The organism is Cellulomonas carbonis (assembly GCF_014636275.1).
Lineage (GTDB): Bacteria > Actinomycetota > Actinomycetes > Actinomycetales > Cellulomonadaceae > Actinotalea > Actinotalea carbonis.
Window position 1 is genome coordinate 232572 of the sequence record NZ_BMEB01000002.1, and the last position, 15732, is coordinate 248303.

The 15732-nt window shown below is 75.3% G+C and carries 11 protein-coding genes and 1 tRNA gene; 2 read left to right on the top strand and 10 right to left on the bottom strand.

Going from position 1 to position 15732, the window contains the following annotated elements; translation table 11 throughout:
- Window positions 1-79 precede the first annotated feature (79 nt).
- The 7 genes from pknB to IEV86_RS06385 are packed head-to-tail and all read right to left on the bottom strand — an operon-like array spanning window position 80 to window position 9233.
- Window positions 80-2188 (bottom strand): Stk1 family PASTA domain-containing Ser/Thr kinase, encoded by a 2109-nt coding sequence (gene pknB / locus IEV86_RS06355; protein ID WP_043602764.1) that lies wholly within the window; start codon window positions 2186-2188, stop codon window positions 80-82.
- The gene (locus IEV86_RS06360) at window positions 2189-3844 is read right to left on the bottom strand and encodes a serine/threonine-protein kinase (RefSeq protein WP_152605539.1); all 1656 of its coding nucleotides are present in this window, start codon (window positions 3842-3844) and stop codon (window positions 2189-2191) included. It lies immediately after the preceding gene.
- Between the two features lie 22 nt (window positions 3845-3866).
- Window positions 3867-5315 carry a peptidoglycan D,D-transpeptidase FtsI family protein gene (locus IEV86_RS06365; protein WP_043602767.1) on the bottom strand — a complete coding sequence of 483 codons (1449 nt, stop codon included), beginning with the start codon at window positions 5313-5315 and terminating at the stop codon, window positions 3867-3869.
- Window positions 5312-6751, bottom strand: coding sequence for an FtsW/RodA/SpoVE family cell cycle protein (locus IEV86_RS06370; protein ID WP_043602769.1), 1440 nt, complete (start codon window positions 6749-6751; stop codon window positions 5312-5314). The genes IEV86_RS06365 and IEV86_RS06370 overlap by 4 nt, the downstream gene beginning before the upstream one ends.
- Window positions 6752-6764: 13 nt before the next feature.
- Window positions 6765-8006 (bottom strand): PP2C family protein-serine/threonine phosphatase, encoded by a 1242-nt coding sequence (locus IEV86_RS06375; protein WP_052425846.1) that lies wholly within the window; start codon window positions 8004-8006, stop codon window positions 6765-6767.
- A gap of 8 nt (window positions 8007-8014) precedes the next feature.
- Entirely contained in the window at window positions 8015-8518 is a 504-nt protein-coding gene (locus tag IEV86_RS06380) for an FHA domain-containing protein FhaB/FipA (RefSeq protein WP_043602772.1), read from the bottom strand.
- 7 nt (window positions 8519-8525) lie between these two features.
- The gene (locus IEV86_RS06385; protein ID WP_043602775.1) at window positions 8526-9233 is read right to left on the bottom strand and encodes an FHA domain-containing protein; all 708 of its coding nucleotides are present in this window, start codon (window positions 9231-9233) and stop codon (window positions 8526-8528) included.
- 273 nt (window positions 9234-9506) lie between these two features.
- On the opposite strand from IEV86_RS06385, the gene IEV86_RS06390 reads away from it, so the two are divergent.
- Window positions 9507-9592 (top strand) — tRNA-Leu (locus IEV86_RS06390).
- A 96-nt stretch (window positions 9593-9688) separates the two neighbouring features.
- On the opposite strand, the gene IEV86_RS18095 is transcribed toward IEV86_RS06390, so the two are convergent.
- The gene (locus IEV86_RS18095; protein WP_043602778.1) at window positions 9689-11032 is read right to left on the bottom strand and encodes a DNA-binding transcriptional response regulator; all 1344 of its coding nucleotides are present in this window, start codon (window positions 11030-11032) and stop codon (window positions 9689-9691) included.
- Between the two features lie 158 nt (window positions 11033-11190).
- On the opposite strand from IEV86_RS18095, the gene IEV86_RS06400 reads away from it, so the two are divergent.
- On the top strand, window positions 11191-11433 hold the full coding sequence (locus IEV86_RS06400) for a hypothetical protein (protein ID WP_043602781.1): 243 nt from the start codon (window positions 11191-11193) through the stop codon (window positions 11431-11433).
- Between the two features lie 110 nt (window positions 11434-11543).
- Here the strand turns inward: IEV86_RS06400 and IEV86_RS06405 are convergent, their stop codons facing one another.
- Together IEV86_RS06405 and IEV86_RS06410 are read right to left on the bottom strand one after the other, a co-directional pair.
- On the bottom strand, window positions 11544-14474 hold the full coding sequence (locus tag IEV86_RS06405; protein WP_152605540.1) for a hypothetical protein: 2931 nt from the start codon (window positions 14472-14474) through the stop codon (window positions 11544-11546).
- A 183-nt stretch (window positions 14475-14657) separates the two neighbouring features.
- Window positions 14658-15674 (bottom strand): LacI family DNA-binding transcriptional regulator, encoded by a 1017-nt coding sequence (locus IEV86_RS06410; RefSeq protein WP_043602787.1) that lies wholly within the window; start codon window positions 15672-15674, stop codon window positions 14658-14660.
- Window positions 15675-15732 lie beyond the last annotated feature (58 nt).

The window sequence follows — 15732 nt, forward strand, 5'->3', positions numbered from 1 at the left end:
ACTCACGACGACGGCCCCGGGACACGTCGTCCCGGGGCCGTGCGCATGCGGTCCCCTGCTCGGTGCGGTCGGTCGAGGCTCAGTCGCCGCCCTCGCCGTCGTCGTCCCCGCCACCGCCACCGGCGTTGCCCCCGCCGTTGTTCTCGCTCGGGCCGGACGACACGACGAGCGTGACCTCGGACCCCTCGGGGACGGACGAGCCTGCCGCGGGCTCGCTGCCGATCACGCGACCGGCTGCGACCTCGTCGGACGCCTCCTCGCGCGTGCCGCCGACGTTCAGGCCGCTCGCACCGAGGCGCTGCTCGGCGGTCTCGACCGTGAGGTTGAACAAGTCGGGGACGGTGGTCTGCTCGACCTCGGGCTCGATCGCGATGAAGAGCTCGACCTCGCTGCGCTGCGGGACGGGCCCGGGCGTACGGCTCTGGCGGATGACCGTGCCGGGCGCCGCGTCGCTCTCCTCGCGCGAGATGACGGGCGTGAGACCGAGGTCGACGAGCGCCTGCCGGGCGGCGGCCTCCTCCTGACCGGTGAGGTCGGGCAGCTCGACCTGCCCCGTCGACAGGACGAGCGTGATCTCCGTGTCGGGTGTGACGCTCTGCCCCGCCGCGGGGCTGCTCTCGACGACGTTGCCCTCGGAGATCGAGGGGTGGTCCGTCGTGTCGGTCGCGATGTTCTCGAAGCCCAGGTCACCCAGGACCCGGCGGGCCTGCTCCTGCGTGAGGCCCTCGAGCGGCGGGACCTCGACCGCGTCGGCCCCCGAGGAGACGTAGACGTCGACCTCCGCGCCGACGTCGACCGTCTCGCCCGCTCCCGGGTCCGTGCGCGTGACCAGCCCCTCGTCGACGTCCTGGCTCGGCTCGGTGAGGAAGCGTGGCACCAGGTCCTCCGCCTCGAGCGCGGCGCGTGCGGCCGCCTCGTCGAGGCCGACCACGGTCGGGACGCTCGCCGTCTCGGGCTCGCGGGCGTCCTCGCCGCCGAGCGTGAGCACGAGGATGATCCCGAGGACCGCGAGCACCGCGACCGCGATGAGCGTCCACAGGACGCCGCGCCGGCGCGGCGGCTCGTCGTCGTCCGCACCGACCGGCGGCACGACCGGCTGCTGGCTGGTCTGCACCTGGGCCCAGGGCGACGTCCCGCCGCCCATGACCTGCGTGGCCCCGGCGCCCGCGACGGCACCGCCGGCGGCCGCGGCGCCCATGACCTGGGTCCGGTCGTGGCCCTGGGCGCCGAGCACCTGCGTCGCGGCGGTGTGCGGGCCCTGGTCGCGTGCGGCCGCGGCAGCGGCTGCCGCCGCACCGAACGCGCCCACGGGCGGCGCCGACACGTGGCCGCCGCGGACGGCGGACTCGAGGTCCGCGCGGAACTCCGCGGCCGAGCTGTACCGGTCCTCACGGTCCTTCGCGAGCGCCTTCATCGTGATGCGGTCGAGCGGCTCGGGGACGTCCGACGCGAACGTGCTCGGCGCCTGCGCCTCCTCGCGCGCGTGCTGGTACGCGACCGCGACGGGCGAGTCGCCGATGAACGGCGGGCGCCCCGTGAGCAGCTCGAACAGCAGGCAGCCCGTCGAGTAGAGGTCGGACCGCGCGTCGACGGCCTCGCCGCGGGCCTGCTCGGGCGAGAGGTACTGCGCGGTGCCGATGACGGCCTGCGTCTGCGTCATGGTGCCGGCGGCGTCGGCCATCGCGCGCGCGATGCCGAAGTCCATGACCTTGACGGCGCCGGTCGGCGTCAGCATGACGTTCGCGGGCTTGATGTCGCGGTGCACGATCCCCGCGTGGTGCGAGTACTCGAGCGCCGAGAGGACGCCGACCGTGATCTCGGCCGCCTCCTCGATCGGGACCGCGGAGCCGTCGCGCAGGATGTCCCGCACGGTGTGGCCCTCGACGTACTCCATGACGATGAACGGCACGTGGTGCGCGGTGCCCGTCGCGTCGGTGTGGACGTCCTCGCCGGTGTCGTACACCGCGACGATCGCCGGGTGGTTCAGCGCCGCCGCGGCCTGGGCCTCGCGCCGGAAGCGTGCCTGGAACGAGGGGTCGCGGGCGAGGTCGGAGCGCAGGATCTTGACCGCGACCGTCCTGCCGAGGCGCGTGTCGTGACCGATGTGGACCTCGGCCATCCCGCCGCGCCCGATGAGCTCACCGACCTCGTAGCGGCCACCGAGCATCCGGGGTGCGTCGTCCACCACTCATCCCTCGCTGTCGTCGTGTCCCTGCGGGGCAGGGCGTTCCTGGATCATCCCATCCACGGACATGTCCGCCGCGGACGTGACCACCGTGACATGCCGAGCCCCGGGACCGCCTGCTGCGGCGTCCGAGGCTCCGGAGGGCCCCCAGAGACTATCCGCGAAGGCCGCCCCCAGGAGCGCGAAGAGGACGAGCAGCGCGAGCGCGACGGCGACCCGCGGCACGACGACGGGGCCGATCCGCAGCGCCGGTCCGAACCTGCCCACCGGTCCGCGCACGTCCGCCGAACGGTCCGCGTCGGCGGTGGAGTATGCACGGGGACCTCCCGCGCGCCGGTCCCGTCGGGGCCGCGCCCGCAGCAGCTGCGACCGGTCGACCCCTGGACGGCGCGGGTCGCCGCGACCCGTGTCGGTCGCGCCCCGGTCGTCGCCGGTCGAGGCACGGCCCTCGGGCTCGCCCAGGCCGGCCGCGGCCGCGACGGCGTCGTAGACGGGCGTGGGCTCCGCGGGCACGCGGGCGGCCGGCGGCGGCGGGAGGACCTCGCCGACCGGGACGAGGGGCGACTCCCCCGACGGCGACGGGTGCGGCGCGGGGACGACGGGCGGGATGACGGGCGGCACGACGTGGCCGGCGTCGGCCGCGTCGACCGCGTCGGCACCGGACGCACCGGACCCGGCGGCAGCCTGCCCGACCCCTCGGGTCGTCGACCGGCCCGCCCTCGCCGACGCCCCCACGACGGGCGTCGTCCGGGTCGGGGTGGGCTCGCCGGTCTCGCCGGCGTGCGCGACGTCGACGGGCCGGGCGTGGCGCCCGTAGGGCAGTGGGACGCCGTCGGACGGGGTGGTCTCGGCGAGGTCGTCGAGGTGCCGTGCGAGGGACGCCGCGGAGCGCGGTCGCGCCTCGGGTTCCTTCGCGAGCATGCGCATGACGAGCGCGCTCAGCTCGGGGTCGATCGCGCCCGGCATCGGCGGCACGGGCGTGTTGACGTGCGCGACGGCGATGTCGACGGCCGTGGGTCCGGTGAACGGGCGGTGCCCGACGAGCGCCTCGTACGCGACGATCCCGAGCGAGTAGATGTCGGACGCGGGCGTGGCGGCCTTGCCGATGGCCTGCTCGGGCGAGAGGTACTGCGCGGTGCCCATGACCATGCCGGACGCCGTCATCGGCACCTGGTTGATGGCGGTCGAGATGCCGAAGTCGGTGATCTTCACGCGGCCCGAGCGTGCGAGCAGGATGTTGCCGGGCTTGACGTCCCGGTGGACCACGCCGGCGACGTGGGCCGCGTGGAGGGCACGCGCCGTCTGGGCGAGGATCGGCAGGAGGCGCCGCGTCGGCAGCACGGGCTGCCGGTCGAGGAGGTCGGACATCGGCTCGCCGAGCACGAGCTCCATGACGAGGAAGCCCGACCCGGCCTGCTCGCCGTAGTCGTACAGCGCGGCGATGTTCGGGTGCGAGAGCTGTGCGCTGTTGCGCGCCTCGGCACGGAAGCGCTCGAGGAAGCCGGTGTCCCCCGCGAACTCCTCGCGCAGCACCTTGACCGCGACGTCGCGCTTGAGGGCGTCGTCGTGCGCGACCCACACCTCGCCCATGCCGCCGACGGCGACGCGGGAGACGAGCCGGTAGCGGCCACCCAGGGCGGTCCCCGTCTCGGGCCTCACCGCCGGACCTCGGCGGGCCGCGTCACCGCAGGACCGCCTCGATGACGGCTCGTGCGATCGGCGCGGCGACCGCCCCGCCCGTGGCCTCGTTGCCCATCGCGCCGCCGTTCTCGACGACGACGGCGACCGCGACGCGCGGCTCGTCGGCGGGCGCGAACGCGGTGAACCACGCGTGCGGCGCCGCCTCGGCGGACGTCTGGGCGGTGCCGGTCTTGCCCGCGACGGCGACGCCGGGGATCTGCGCGGCGCGGCCGGTCCCGGACTCGACGACGCCGAGCATCATCTGCGTGAGCGCGTCGGCGGTCCCGGGGGACACCGAGCGGCGCAGCTGCTCCGGGTCGGTCTCGGTGACCACCTCGAGGTCCTGGTCGCGCACGGCGCGCACCAGGTGCGGCGTCATGAGGACGCCGTCGTTGGCGACGGCGGACGACACCATCGCCACCTGCAGGGGGGTCACGCGCACCTCGTACTGACCGATCGCCGAGAGAGCCGTCTGCGGTCGGTCGACCTCGTCGGGGAAGGAGCTCTCCGTGACTGTCATCGGCACGTCGAGGGCCGTCCCGAAGCCGAACGCCTCGGCCTGCTCGCGCAGCGCCTCGTCGCCGAGGTCCAGACCGAGCTGGCCGAAGGCCGTGTTGCACGAGATCCGGAGCGCGTCGGCGAGGCTCTGGGTGCCCGACGGCGAGCACGCCGAGCCGCCGAAGTTGCGCAGCACGGACGAGCTCTGGGGCAGGTCGAGCTCGACGGGCGCGGCGACCTCGGACGCGGGCGTGAGGCCGTCCTCGAGCGCGGCGGCCGCGGTGACGACCTTGAAGGTCGACCCCGGCGGGTAGGTGTCCCCGGCGATCGCGCGGTTGACCAGCGGGTCGTCGGCAGCCGCGTCGAGCGCGGCCCACGCCTCGTTGACGGCGGTCGTGTCGTGCGACGCGAGGACGTTGGGGTCGTAGGACGGCTTCGACACCATCGCGAGGATCGCGCCCGTCGTCGGGTCGAGCGCGACCACGGCACCGCGCTGGTCGCCCAGCGCGTCCCACGCCGCCTGCTGCACGACGGGGTCGATCGTCAGCTCGACGACGGCACCCTGCGGCTGACGTCCCGTGACGAGGTCCTGGATCCGCTCGAGGAACAGCGAGTCCGAGGACCCGTTGAGCTCGGTGTTCATCGCGCGCTCGACGCCGCTGCGCCCGTAGACGACCGAGTAGTGACCGGTCAGGTGCGCGTACAGCGGGCCGTTCGCGTACATGCGCTGGTAGCCGAACGCGTCGTCGACCGGCACGGAGTACGCGACCGACTCCCCCGCGACGACGATCGGCCCGCGCGCGTTCCCGTACTCGCGGTACAGGGTCCGGACGTTGCGGCTGTCGCTGTTGAGGTCGGGCGCGGCGCCGTACTGCACCCAGGTCACGCTCACCATGAGCGCGAGGAACATGACGAGGACGACCGACGCGAGGCGCCGCAGCGGCGTGTTCACCGGAGCTCCTCCACGTCGATCCGCTCGGTCTCCTGCTCGCCGGGCGCGGCGCCCGTCCCGGGCTCGGCCGGCGCGAGGGGGCCGGGTGCGCCGCCGTCGGCCGCGGGCCGGCGTGCGCTGTCCGAGATCCGCAGCAGGAGCGCCACGATGACCCAGTTCGCGAGCAGGGACGAGCCGCCGTACGCGAGGAACGGCATGGTCAGGCCGGTCAGGGGGATGAGCCGGGTCACGCCGCCGACGACGACGAAGCACTGGAACGCGACGACGAAGGACATGCCGCCCGCGAAGAGCTTGCCGAAGCCGTCCCGCACGCCGATCGCGGTGCGCAGGCCGCGCTGCGCCAGCACGAGGTAGCCGAGGAGGATCGCGAGCAGGCCCGTGAGCCCGAGCTCCTCGCCGAGCGACGCGACGATGAAGTCCGACTCGGCGTAGGGCACCAGGTCGGGCCGGCCCTCGCCCCAGCCGGTGCCGAAGAGCCCGCCGTTCGCGAGTCCGAAGAGCCCGCGCACGAGCTGCCCCGAGCCGCCGGGCGACTGCTGGAAGACGTCGTCGTCGAACGCGTTGAGCCACGCGTCGAAGCGGGCGGTGACGTGGGTGAACGCCGTGGAGGCGAGGACCGCGCCGCCGACGAACAGCCCGAGGCCGATGACGACCCAGCTCATGCGCTCGGTCGCGAGGTAGAGCATCGCGACGAAGAGCCCGAAGAACAGCAGCGACGTCCCGAGGTCGCGCTGGAGGACCAGGACCGCGAGCGACGCGAGCCACGCCAGGAGGATCGGGCCGAGGTCGCGCGGGCGGGGCAGCTGCAGGCCGAGCACCTTGGGGCCGGCGAGCGCGAGCGTGTCCCGGGTCGTGACGAGGTAGCCGGCGAAGAACACCGCGAGGACGATCTTGCCGAGCTCGGCCGGCTGGAACGACATGCCGCCGAGCCGGATCCAGATCTGCGCGCCGTTGATGTTGGCGCCGAGCCCGGGGACCAGCGGCAGCATGATGAGCACGAGGCCCGCGACCATCGCGGTGTAGGTGTAGCGGCGCAAGGTGCGGTGGTCGCGCAGCAGCACGAGGACGAGCGACGCGAGAACGACGCCGAGCGCCGTCCACGCGAGCTGCCGTTCCGCGAACACGCTCTCGCGGCCGCGCGCGACGTAGGCGATGTCGATCCGGTAGATCATCGCCAGGCCGATGCCGTTGAGCGCGACCACCACCGGGAGGATCACGGGGTCCGCGTACGGCGCCCGCCAGCGCAGCACGAGGTGCATGCCGAGCGCGAGCCCGACGAGGCCCGCGCCGTAGCCGAGGATGTCCGCGGGGAGCGTGCCCTGCGTCGCGAGACCGACGAGCGCGTACGCGCCGACGCCGAGCAGCAGGGCGGGCGCGAGCAGCGCGAGCTCGAGCGAGCGGCCGGGCCGCACGCGGTACGGGATCACCGTGGCCATGGCACCGCCGCCGTCACCCCTGCTCGAGCGACGCCACGCGCTCCCGGGCAGCCGGCAGGTCGTCCGCGGGGATCGTCTGCTCGAGGCGGTCGCGCACGAAGCCCGGGAGGTCGTCGACGCGCACGTCGGACCTCTCCACGACGCGCGACAGCACGAGCCCGCCGACCTCCTGCGGGATGCCGCGGTAGATCGCGACGTTCCCGTCGGCGACCCCCACGTAGTACTGGTCCTGCGTCCAGCCGTAGCCGAGCCACGCGCCGAGCGCGACGAGGCCCGCGACGACGAGCGCGACCGCGGTCCACGCGAGGCGGCGCCGCAGGCGCGAGGGCTCCGGCTCCTCCTCGTCCTCGCGCACGGGCCTGCGGGGCGGGGCCGCGCCGTCGTCGGCGGCCGCGCGGGCGGCGGCGGAGTGCTGCGCGGCACGGGCCGCGGCACCCTGGCCGCCGAGCGTCGGACGGCGACGGTCCTTCGCGGCCGCACCGACGACGTGCGACGTCGTGGACGGCGCGGCGCCGTCGGGCAGCTGGTCGACCTCCACGACGTCGCTCACGACGACCGTCACGTTGTCGGGTGCGCCACCGCGCAGCGAGAGCTGCACGAGCTGGTCGGCGCACGCGTCGACGTCCCTGACCTCGGCGAGCGTCGCGGCGAGGGTGTCGGCGCTCACGACGCCCGACAGACCGTCGGAGCACAGGAGCCACCGGTCGCCCGGGCGGGCCTCGCGCACCGACATGTCGGGCGAGATGTCCATGTCGAAGTCGCCCAGCACGCGCAGGAGGACCGACCGCTGCGGGTGGTGGTCGGCCTCCTCCTGCGTGATCTTGCCCGTGGTCACGAGGTGCTGGACGAACGAGTGGTCCGTCGTGACCTGGCTGAGGACGCCGTCGCGCAGCAGGTAGGCGCGCGAGTCGCCGATGTGGGCCATCGCGAGCTTGTTGCCCGAGCGCAGGAGGGCCGTGACGGTCGTGCCGAGGCCCGCGAGCTCGGGCTCGGCCTCGGCCCGCGCGAGCAGCTCCTCGTGGGCCTCGGTGAGCGCGCGCGTGAGCTCGGCCAGCGCGTCGTCGGGCCCGTGCGCCTCGTCGTCGAGCGGCGCGAGGTGCGCGACGGCGACCGACGACGCGACGTCGCCGCCCGCGTGGCCCCCCATGCCGTCCGCGACGACGAGCAGGTGCGGACCCGCGTACCCCGAGTCGTCGTTCTTCGCGCGCACGAGGCCCACGTCGGAGCGCGCGGCGTAGCGCAGTGCGATGGACAACGCGGCGCCTACCTCTGCAGCTCGATGGTGCTCTGGCCGACGCGGACCTGCGTGCCGGGCCGGACGAGCACGGGACGGTCGACGCGCTCGCGGCCCACGAACGTCCCGTTGGTCGAGCCGAGGTCCTCGACGAACCACTCGCCGTCCTGCGGGTAGATCCGTGCGTGGCGAGACGACGAGTAGTCGTCGTCGAGGACGAGCGTGCACGAGGGGGCGCGGCCGATGAGCACGGCCGACGTCGTGAGCGGGAGGGTCGTGCCGCGCAGCGGGCCGTCGGTGACGACGAGGCGCCGCGGTCCCGAGTCGCGCCGCGCGATCGGGGTCGGGCGCGCGGCGGGCGTCACCGCGGGGGCCGCCGGGGTCGCGACGGGCGGGCCGGGAGTGCGGCGCAGGCGGCGCACGATGCGCGTGCCGTACAGGTCGCGGCGCAGCACGCCGATCGCGGCGAGCACGAACAGCCACAGCAGCAGGAGGTACCCCAGCCGGAGGAGGGTGACCGTGAGCTCGCTCACCCGGCGATCACCGGTCCTCGTCCTCGTCGACGCCCGTCCAGAACAGGATGCGTGTGCGGCCGATCGTGATCGTGTTGCCGTCGACGAGCGTCGCGGCGGGCACCTTGTGGCCCTCGACGAAGGTGCCGTTGGTCGAGCCGAGGTCGGACGCGACGACGCCGTCGGGCGTCACGCGGATCTCGAGGTGACGGCGGGAGATGCCCGGGTCGTCGACGATGATGTCGGCCTCGCTGCCGCGCCCGATGACGGTCACGGGCCCGGTGAGGAGGTAGCGCTGGCCGTCGATGTCGACGAGCGGGTGGCGCACCGACGCGGCGACGGTGGTGGCGGGCGCGACGGCTCCGCGCACGGTCGCGCTGCGGACCTGGAAGCGGCCCTCCTCGAGAGTCGGGTCCTCGACGAACGCGACGGTCACGGGGCCGACGAACGCGTAGCGCTGGTGCGTCGCGTGCTCGGTGACGTTCGCGGCGAGCTCGTCCGCGAGCGGCTCCGCGCCCCACGCCTCGACCTTCTGGTGGTCCGCGGGCGACAGCTCGATCGTGAACTCGTTCGGGACGACGGTGCGGTCCCGCCCGACGACGGCGGCACGGTCGTCCAGCTCACGTCGGAGCGCGCTCGCGAGCTCGACGGGCTTGACCTCGCTGCGGAAGGCCTTCGCGAACGCGGTGCTGACGACCTTCTCCACGCCCTTCTCGAAGCGGTCGAGGACTCCCATGCCACCTCCTCCCGGTCGTGCGGCGGGCGTCCGGGGCCCGCTGACGTCGTCGTGTCCGAGGGCCCCGCCGTGCCGTCACGCGCGCCGGGATCGACCCGCACGGGGCGGGACGAGGGCGGCGGGCAGCACGGGGACCCCCGGAGGTCCGCAGTGATCGTATCCGCCGGTGCTGCGTCGCGCCGGGACGCGGGCCCGGAGCAGGGGGTGAGGCTCCTGCGACGGCCCCGTGCGCGTGCGGGCCGACGTGCGTGGCGTGCTAGCCTCTTCCGTCGCGGGCAAGTGGCGAAATGGCAGACGCGCTGGCTTCAGGTGCCAGTGTCCGAAAGGACGTGGGGGTTCAAGTCCCCCCTTGCCCACCAGCTCGAGAGCCGGGGACCACGTGGTCCCCGGCTCTCGTCGTCTCCCGGGGATGTCGTTCCCGGCTGCCGCCCCGCCCGGCTCCGCACGCCTGCGGCTCAGACCTCCAGCCGCGCGACGAGCTCGTCGAACGAGACCACCTCGACCCCGGCCGGCAGCTCCGCGACCAGCTCGGGCGGCACGACGTCGTCGGGCGTCACGATCCAGCCCGCGACCGCGGCGCCGTAGGTGAGCATCGGCACGAGCCGGTCGGCCCGCCCACGCACCGCTGCCGGCTTCGGGCGGCGGACCCACCCCGCGAGCTCGACCGCGACGCGTCCCCTCATCGGGACCTCGACGAGGGCGTCGATCGGCAGCTCGGGCGGCAGCTCGGCCGGTCCGTCGACGACCAGCGGGTCGAGCCGCGCCCGGGCCGCGTCCTCGAACACCTGGCGCATCATCCGCCGGACCGTCGTCGTCAGGTCGACGTGCGTCGCGACGACGTCCGCGGCGCCGGCCTCGCGCAGGCTCGCGCCGTGCTCGCGGAGCGTGGTGTCGCCCGCGTAGACGACGACGGGCACGCCGGGCGCGACGTCGCGGGCGGCGGCGATGAGGTCGTGCGCGGCATGGTCGTTGAGCACGCCGTCCTCGACGCGCACCGCGTCGGAGATGACGAGCCCGTACCGACCGGTGGCGAGCAGCTCGAGCGCGTCGGCCGTCGAGGTGACCTCCTCGACGTCGACGAGCCGGCGGATCGCCTCGACCTCGTAGGCGTTGTTCATGGGGACGTCGTCGACCCACAGGATGCGCCGGACGGGGGTGCGCGGTGCGGTGCCGGGTGGGACACCGCGCGGTCGGGCTGCCGCGCTCGGGGTGGGCGCCGACGGCGGTGCGGGCACGGGTGTCGGCTCGGGTCGGTGCGCTCCCGGTCGCGGGGCCTGCGGTCGGGGGGCCTCGGGTCGCGGGGACGAGGGCGCGTCGTCGCGGTCCTCGGCATCGAGCCCGCCGTCGCGCGTGCGCTCGGCCAGCTCGTCGAGGGACTCGAAGGCGGTTTCGAGCGCCGCGTGCTGCGCCTCGAGGACCCTGATCGCGCTCGCGAGACCGTTCGCGGCGTCGTCGCGCCACTCGGCCTTGGCGCCGCCGAACTCGATGACCTTGAGGCGCGACGCGAACGGGGCGAGGAGCGCGAGCGCGAGGAGAAGCACCGACGTCTCGGTGACCTGGAGGCCGTCCTCGAAGAAGGTGTGGACGACGAGGCCCGCGGCCGCGAGGACCGCCACGACGTAGCCCGCCACGACGAATGCCCGCGGCGGCGAGCCGGTCCCCGTGGCGTCGGAGGTACGGAGGCGGTCGAGCGCAGCCCGTGCGGCTTCGATCGCGTCGGCGGGCCGGGCGGGGTGCGGTGCCGCGGCGCCGGTCGTCGGAGCGCGAGGGGTCCGCGCTCGGCGGGGCTGTGACGGCATCGCGCCTCCTCACCTCGGCAGCGTTCCGACCGTACGCCCGTCGTGCTGCGCCTGGCTCCCCCGCCGCGCGCCCTCGCGTCGCCGGTCGTACGGTCGAACGTGGGGGTCGCGGGGTCGCCCGCACCCCGGCCAGTGATCCACGACCGAGAGGACTGAGCATGGGAGCCGACGGCGAGACCGGTGCCCTCACGGGTACGAAGGACAAGGACTACAACGTCATCTGGTTCACGCACGCGTGCCTGAAGAACGTGCTGCGCCTCGAGACGTACATCCACGACGCCGAGCGCGACGGCGACACCGAGCTCGCCGACTTCTTCCGGCGCGCCCAGGCCGAGAGCCGCAAGGGCGCCGACCAGGGCAAGCAGCTCCTCGCGCAGCGACTGGGCAGCAGCGACGCCTGACGGATCCGGCCCGCGTACGGGTCCGACCGCCGGCCGGTGGGGGAGGCTTCCACCCCCACCGGCCGTCGTGCGTCCTGGGCCGTCCACGCACCTGGTATCACCCCGGCTCCTCATCCCCTCCGCGCGCGCAGCCGCTCCACGAGCTCGACGAACGCGACCCGGTACGCCTCGGTTCGGGTGTAGCCGCCGTGCGTCGCGACCCAGGCGACGTAGCCGGTCGCGTCGAGCTCGTCGGCACCGCGGTCGACCGGGTTGGGCGCGTAGGCAGCGCACGGCATCCCGAGCGGGTCGGTCCGCCGCCACAGCGAGAGCCAGGCGGGCGGCACGGTCCCGCGACCTCCCCCGGATCCGCCGGTCCGGCCGGTCGCCCCGACCGCCGGCACGGGGCCCGCGCCGAGGATCCCGACGAGCGACTCGGGCGACGCGTCACCCACGCCGCCGTCGACGACGCCCGGCGGGTCGGCGTCGCGCCAGGGGTCCGCGGCGAGCGTCGTCCCGCGGCAGCCGGCCGTCCCCAGCACGCGCGGGCCCAGGATCTCCGGGAACAGCCGGCCGAAGTACGCGCGCAGCTGCGTGCCGTGCGTGAGGAGTGCGACGCGGTCGCGCATGCGGTCGGGTCGTTCCGCGAACAGCGCCGCGGTCGCGAGGACCGCGCCGAGGCTGTGCGCGGAGACGACGACGAACCGGTCCGGGCGGTCGGGCAGCGGGCCCTCGAGCCCGGACGTCTCGGCCTCGTCGAGCGCGACGAGCCACGCGTCGATGCGGGCCGCGAGCTCGGGGACCGCGCGCTCGGCGTACGACGGCGGGCCGAGCGGGTGCGCGGACCGCGGGAGGAAGCACAGCAGGTCCCACAGGAGCGCGAGCGGCCGGCCTGACTCCTGCGCCGTGACGACGCGCACGAGCGCCGCGATCCACAGGCCCGCCGTCGTCCACATGCCGAGCGTCACGACGGGTGCGAGCCGCGGGTCGGCGGCCCCCTCGACGAGCGCGAACACGAGCGTCGCCACGAGCGCGACGCCGAGCGCCCCAGCGAGCACACCGAGGTACAGGAGCCCGAACTGCGCGAGCGCGGCCCGTTCACGCGCCCGGGCGACGGCTCCCGCCAGGCCGGGCCGCGCGTAGAGCTCCTCGAGCGTGCCCGCCGGGTAGCGGCGCCGCCAGTGCCCGGTCGCGGTGCCGACCGCGGGCGGCACGCTCCCGGCGGGCAGGGAGGCGCCCTGCGCGGGCCCGGCCGCCGGCGCGCTCCGCGACTGGATCCCCCGCAGCACCAGGGCGAGGACCGCGAGCACGACGACGGCGGGCACGAGCCCCGCGACGGTCCCCACGGCGAACGCCGCGTACGCGGGCGGGACCGTCACGCGCGACCCGTCCTCGAGGTCGCACGCGGCCGCGACGGGGGCGCCGTCGAGCTCGGTGAGGCACTGCGGCCCGTGGGCACCGTTGAGCCAGTCGCCCGACGCGACGACGACGAGCGACACGAGCATCATCTGCAGCCCGAGCGCGACGAGCAGGAGCACGCCGGGCGCCGCCCCGCGCCACGCCTCCTGCCGCAGATCGACCCGCCCGTCGCGGCGGCGCGGTGCGACGGGGAGGAGGCACAGCACCGCGAGCAGCACGCCGAGCGCGCCGGCGACCCAGGCGGCGTCGTCGGCGGCGGGAAGGCCCGGGAGGTCGCGCGGCGCGAGGACCACGAGGACGAGCGCTGCCGCGACGAGCACCGCGACGACGACGGCCGCGCGCGACAGCGTGAGGTCGCGCCGCCACGTGAGCGCGACGACCGCGACGAGCAGCATGACGCCGACCAGCAGGACGGGCACGAACGACAGGCCGGTCACGGGATCGACGCCGTCGGCGCTCGGCTCGCGCGCGGGGGACCACCACACGGCCCCGACGGTGAGGAGCTGCACGACGACGCCGGCGCCGAGCAGCACCGACGCGCGCGCGACCCGACCGCCCTTCTCGCCCGGCAGGTGCCACTCGGACCGGGCGCGGGCGGTCTCCCACGCCGACCCGGCCAGCACCACGACGGCGAGCACGAGCACGATCACGAGCGGTCGGCGGCTCGGCTCCCACGCGTGCGCGAGGCATGTGCCGTCGAACTTGTCGAGCGTCGTGCACCGCGCCCGCGAGCCCCACACCTGGCTCATGAGCAGCGTCCCGCTGACGAGCGCGAGGCCCGCGGCGACGTGCAGGCGCGCCATCGACCGGGTGAGCGTCCACCGCGACCACAGGCCCGGCTCGGCGAGGAGCGGGCGCTCGCGGACGGGTCGGGCGGCTGCGGGACCCGCGCGGTGCCCGGGGGCGTCCGGGTCGGTCATCGCGCGCGACGTCGGGCCCTCGTAGCGCGTGCGCGACGACGCCGACAGCCACAGCAGGAGCAGCAGGCCGAGCAGCGGGACCACCGACAGGATCGCGGCGCGTCGGCCCCACTCGAGCGAGGCGAGGCCCGCGACCCACTGCGGCAGCGCGGCGCAGACGTCGTCGGCGTCGGCCAGGCACTGCGTCACGACGAGGTCGAGGCTCACGGTCTGCAGCCCGCCGACCAGCAGCAGCGTGAGCCCGAGGCCGAAGACCCGGACCGACGGCGCGCCCCGGCCGTACGGCTGGCGGCGCGGGTGGGCGGAGTCGTACGGCTCGAGGCGCCGGCTCCAGTACGCCGCGTTCGTGATGCCGAGCGGGAGCAGGAGGACCCAGCCGGCTCGGCTCGCCGCGGCGACGAACCGGTTGCCGCCCACGCCGGGCGCCGACGGCGAGTGCCGCGCCATCGGTCCCCAGGAGTACGCCTCGCGCCGGACGTCGGGCCGGACGTGGCCGTGGTGGTGCGCGGCCAGGGCGCGCGCGCGGCTCAGCGCGTCGTCGGTCAGGGTCCAGAAGCTGCCGAGCGAGTCGCCGCGCGCGAGCTCGACGTCGTCGGGCTCGACGTCCAGCAGCGCGGCGGGCGGGGTGTTGTTGACGCCGTGCACGCGGAGCTCGAGGACGCCGGGACCCTCGGGGACCTGCGGGGTGCTCGTCGTCGTGGCCCTGCACCGGAACCAGCCCATCGTGCCCACCCCCGGGGACGTCGTCGTCCGGACACGGACCCCCGTGACTCGGGTCACATCAGGACAAGGGTGACGTTCCGGGCACGCGCTGGCAAGGGCAGTGGCAAGGGCGCTGGGAAGGGCACTGGCAGGGGCGCCGGTCCGGGCGGGGCGGGCGCCAGGACGCCGGCCGGGTGGGAGCGCTCACGCGGAGCCGCGGACCACCACGTGCGTCTCGAGGATCGTGCCGTCGAGCGAGGGCTCCTCGCCGCGCAGCTGCGCGAGCACGGACTCCGCGGCGCGCTCGCCGAGCAGGCGCGCGGGCTGGTGGACGGTCGTGAGCTGCGGCTGGCTGCGCTGGGCCCAGGACGAGTCGTCGAACCCGACGACGCCGACGTCGTCGGGGACCACGCGGCCCGCGGCGCGCAGCGCGTCGAGGGCCCCCGCCGCGACGGCGTCGGACGCCGCGAAGACGCCGTCGACCGTCGGGTCGCGCTCGAGCAGCTCCTCCATCGCGGACCGACCGGCGGTGTACTCGTACAGCGGGCGCTCCACGACCAGGTCCGGGTCGAACCGGTCCCCCATGGCGTCGCGGAAGCCCGCGAGGCGGTCGGCGCCCGAGTCGCGGTCGAGCGCGACGGCGAGCATGCCGATCCGTCGTCGTCCGGTGCCCACGAGGTGCTCGGTGATCGCGCGCGCCGCACCGCGGTTGTCGATGCCGACCCACGGGACGCGCACGCTCGCGGGTGGCCGCCCGACGATGGTCGCCGGGATCGAGAGCCGGCCGAACGCCGAGAGCAGCGAGTCCTCCTGCCGGGCCGAGACGATGACGGCACCGTCGACGAACCCGCCGCTGAGGTACCGCTCGACGCGCCTGCTGTCGCGCTCGGAGTCGATGACGAGGCTGACCATCTGCAGGTCGGCGCCCGACAGGACGCGGTTCGCGCCGAGCAGGATCGCACCGATGTTCGGGTCCTCGAGGAAGAGGGCGTGCGGCTCGTGGACGAGGAAGCCGACGGCGCGCGAGCGCTGCGTCGCGAGGTTGCGGGCGGCCGTGTTGGGGACGTAGCCGACGCTCGCGATCGCGCGCTCGATGGCGATGCGGGCCTCGGCGGACACGTACGGCTCGCCGTTGAGGACGCGGGACACCGTGCCGCGCGAGACGCCGGCCTCGAGCGCCACGTCGCGGATGGTCGCGCGACGCGGGCGGGTGGTGGCCATGGCCGGGATGCTAGCCCGCACCCGGGCCGCGTCGGCGGGGCTCGCCGACCCGGGGGTT

What these genes read in the sequence shown, in the direction of transcription:
- IEV86_RS06385 (WP_043602775.1), bottom strand. Translation starts at nt 9,233, where the DNA reads ATGGGAGTCCTCGACCGCTTCGAGAAGGGCGTGGAGAAGGTCGTCAGC.
- IEV86_RS06405 (WP_152605540.1), bottom strand. Translation starts at nt 14,474, where the DNA reads ATGGGCTGGTTCCGGTGCAGGGCCACGACGACGAGCACCCCGCAGGTC.
- IEV86_RS18095 (WP_043602778.1), bottom strand. Translation starts at nt 11,032, where the DNA reads ATGCCGTCACAGCCCCGCCGAGCGCGGACCCCTCGCGCTCCGACGACC.
- IEV86_RS06410 (WP_043602787.1), bottom strand. Translation starts at nt 15,674, where the DNA reads ATGGCCACCACCCGCCCGCGTCGCGCGACCATCCGCGACGTGGCGCTC.
- IEV86_RS06370 (WP_043602769.1), bottom strand. Translation starts at nt 6,751, where the DNA reads ATGGCCACGGTGATCCCGTACCGCGTGCGGCCCGGCCGCTCGCTCGAG.
- IEV86_RS06400 (WP_043602781.1), top strand. Translation starts at nt 11,191, where the DNA reads ATGGGAGCCGACGGCGAGACCGGTGCCCTCACGGGTACGAAGGACAAG.